Here is a 3,275-nt window from a genome sequence, read left to right as displayed (position 1 = left end):
CGGTGTGAGGAGCGACGGTCCCAGGGCCGGTTCGAGTGCTCACACCATCCCCACCCGCGACCGCAGCAGCCCCGTCACCGCCAGCCCCGCCACCACCAGCGCGGGGCTGGCGGTGACGGGGCTGCTGTGGTCGGGGGTGGGGATGGTGTGAGCACTCGAACCGGTCCTGGGACCGTCGCTCCTCACACCGTCGCGGTGGGCGGGGCGCCCGTGCGCAGCATGCTCAGCACGGCCCGCTCGGCGACGCCCTGGGTGGCGGGGATGCCGAACGCCGCCTCGGTGCCGAGGTGCGGCAGGGCGGGCGCCACGGTCACGCCCTCCTCGTACAGTTCGACGACGCGCGGGTTGATGTAGGAGGCGCGGCAGACGGCGGGGGTGTTGCCGAGGTACCCGGAGACCTCGCGCGCGGCGCGGGCGACGGCCCTCCTGCGGGCGGTCTCGCTGCGGGCGACCGACTCGGAGACGGCGAGGGCCACGGCCGCCATGACGGTGGCGTGCCAGGTGCGGAAGTCCTTGGCGGTGACCTCGAGGCCGGCCAGCTCCTTGAGGTACGCGTTGACGTCGCCGTTGCTCACGTCGTGCCAGGCGCGGCCCTCCCAGTACGCCAGGAGCCGGTCGCCGCCTCCCCTGCGGCGCAGCAGCGCGGCGAGGCTGCGGCAGGCGGCGGGGTCGGCGACGGTCCGGATGATCTCCTTGCCGTGCTTGCCGGTGTAGCTGAACAGCACCGCGCCCGACCGGCAGCGGGAGTGCTCCCGCAGGAGCGTGGTGAGGCCGTAGCTGTTGTTGAGCTCGGTGTACCGGTCGCTGCCGATGCGGAAGAAGCCGAGGTCGAGCAGGCGGACCGCGGTGGCGAGGACGCGGGAGCGGGTCAGGCCCCGGTCGCCGAGGTGCCCTTCGACGGCCTCCCGCAGCGCGGGCAGCGCCTCGGCGACGTCGAGGACGTGCTCGTGCTTGGCGGCCTCCTGCTCGGCGCGGAACTGCGGGTGGTAGAGGTACTGCCTGCGCCCGGCGGAGTCGGTGCCCACGGCCTGGAGGTGACCGTTGGCCCGGGCGCAGATCCACACGTCGGTCCAGGCGGGCGGGACGACCAGCGCGCGGACGCGGGCCAGTTCCTCGCGGTCGCGGAGGGGTTCGCCCGTGGCGTCGAGGTAGCGGAAGCCCCGCCCGTGCCGGAGCCGGCGGTATCCGGCGTCGGTGGGACGACTGTGGTGGAGACGCAACCGGACCTCCCGGCATGGGACCCGTCCGTCGTACGCGGCGGACGCGCGACCGGGTGGGTGAGGAACTGGAACCGGTGTGCGGGTACCCGCGATCCCGCGTCCGGCACGCTCCCGGCCGGCTCCAGGTGTAGGTCGGCCGCGAGGGGCCACCCGGGTCGTGCCCGGGACACCGGATCGTGCCCGGGACACCGGGTCGGGCTCGGGACACCGGGTCGATCTCGGGACGCCGGGTCGATCTCGGGACACCGGGTCGATCTCGGGACGCCGGGGCGGGCTCGGGACGGCGGGGACGGCGGAGGGAGATCGCGTGGAGCGCACACCGCCCGAGGGCACCGTCGCGGTGCAGTTCATCGGGAACGCCACCCTGCTGATCCGCTACGGCAGTCTGACCCTGCTGACCGATCCGAACTTCCTGCACCGCGGGCAGGTGGCGCACCTCGGCTACGGGCTCGTCTCGCGCCGGCTGACCGAACCCGCCGTGGACGTCGCCGATCTGCCCCACGCGGATCTGGACGCGGTGGTGCTGTCGCATCTGCACGGCGACCACTTCGACCGGGTGGCCCGGCGCGGTCTCGACCGGGGGCTGCCGTTCCTGACGACCCCGCACGCCTCCCGCGTCCTTCAGGGGCTGTTCGGCTTCCACCGCGCCGTGGGGCTGCGCACCTGGCAGAGCCACGAACTGCTGCGCGGCGACTCGCTGGTCCGCATCACCGCGCTGCCCGGCCGGCACGCCCTGGGTCCGGCCCGGCGTCTGCTGCCGCCGGTGATGGGCAGTCTGCTGGAGTTCGGCGACCGCTCCGGCCGGATCCGCCTGGTGCTGTACATCTCGGGCGACACGCTGATGTTCGACGGGCTGCGTGAGATCGCCCGACGGTGCCCCGACATCCACCTGGCGGTGCTGCACCTCGGCGGGACCACACTGCCCGGGGGCCTGGTCGTCACCATGGACGCCGAACAGGGCGCGGATCTTCTGGACGTGATCCGCCCGCACCGGGCGCTGCCCGTCCACCACGACGACTACGGCGTCTTCCGCTCCCCGCTCTCCGACTTCCTCGCCGAGGCCGCGCGGCGCGGGCACGGCGGCCGGATACTGCGCTGCCGCCCGGGCGAACGGGTGACGGTCGGCGGGGACACCCGCCGCTGAGCCGCGCCCGGTGCCGCGTGGCGCGACCGTCGCGGGAGGGGGTTCTGCGTCCGCGGCCGGGCCGGGCGGAGTGGCAGGCCCGGCCGCGGTCACCGGATGATGGGCGGGGAGGGCGGAGCGGGCGCCGAACGGCACGCCGGTCCGCCTCCGGCGTGGCACGAGTCGGTCCGGTCCCGCCGCGGGTCACGTCGCGGCGCGTGCCCGAGCAGGCGAAGGAGGGGCACCGTGAGGCGGTACCTCGGTGTGCTCCAGAACAGCTGGAGGTGGGTGGGCGCCCACGCCCTGATGACGCGAGGCCGTGAGCTGGAGCTGATGCACCGGGCCACGGGGTTCGCCACCCTGGCGCTGGTGACCCTGGCGCCGCTGCTGATCGTGGTCGCCGCCGCGGATCCCCTGGGCCGGGGTGGCTTCGCGACCTGGCTGGCGGACGGCATGGGCCTGACCGGGCGCTCCGCGCGTGTGCTCACGGAGATCTTCAACCCGCCCCGCAAGGTGGTGGGTACCACGAGTGTGTGGGGCGGTCTGGCGCTCGCCGTGTTCGGCGTCGCCCTGGGCGGCAGCGTCCAGAACGGCTACGAGCGCGTGTGGCGGCTGCCGCCCGGCCCCTGGCACCGGGTGTGGCGGCAGGCGCTGTGGCTGGCCGTGCTGACGGCATACCTGTACCAGGAGGTGCGGACGCGCACGCTGCTCTACGGGCCCGAGCGGATCACCCTGTCGGCGGCGACCGGCGTGCTGTTCTTCTGGTGGGGCCAGCGCTTCCTGCTCGGCGGCCAGGTCCGCTGGCGGGACCTGCTCCCCGGTGCGGTCGCCACCATGGTGGGCCTGGTCGGCCTGCGCATCTTCTCGTACTACGTGTTCACCCCGCTGATCGTCGACAACGCCATCAGCTACGGCACGGTCGGCGTGGTCCT

General features: G+C 74.3%; 3 protein-coding genes. 2 read left to right on the top strand and 1 reads right to left on the bottom strand.

All coding sequences use genetic code 11. The features are described from left to right. Positions 1-182: 182 nt before the first annotated feature. Positions 183-1,220 carry a DNA topoisomerase IB gene (locus CCN29_RS33940; protein WP_006130940.1) on the bottom strand — a complete coding sequence of 346 codons (1,038 nt, stop codon included), beginning with the start codon at positions 1,218-1,220 and terminating at the stop codon, positions 183-185. A 307-nt stretch (positions 1,221-1,527) separates the two neighbouring features. On the opposite strand from CCN29_RS33940, the gene CCN29_RS33935 reads away from it, so the two are divergent. After that, positions 1,528-2,364 carry an MBL fold metallo-hydrolase gene (locus tag CCN29_RS33935; RefSeq protein WP_006130941.1) on the top strand — a complete coding sequence of 279 codons (837 nt, stop codon included), beginning with the start codon at positions 1,528-1,530 and terminating at the stop codon, positions 2,362-2,364. A 285-nt stretch (positions 2,365-2,649) separates the two neighbouring features. Further along, the coding region (locus CCN29_RS33930) for a YhjD/YihY/BrkB family envelope integrity protein (protein ID WP_086686303.1) at positions 2,650-3,275 on the top strand (626 nt) is incomplete at its 3' end.

Source organism: Streptomyces pseudogriseolus (assembly GCA_002154585.1).
GTDB classification, from domain to species: Bacteria; Actinomycetota; Actinomycetes; order Streptomycetales; family Streptomycetaceae; genus Streptomyces; species Streptomyces pseudogriseolus.
This window is presented reverse-complemented; position numbering and strand designations above follow the sequence as displayed.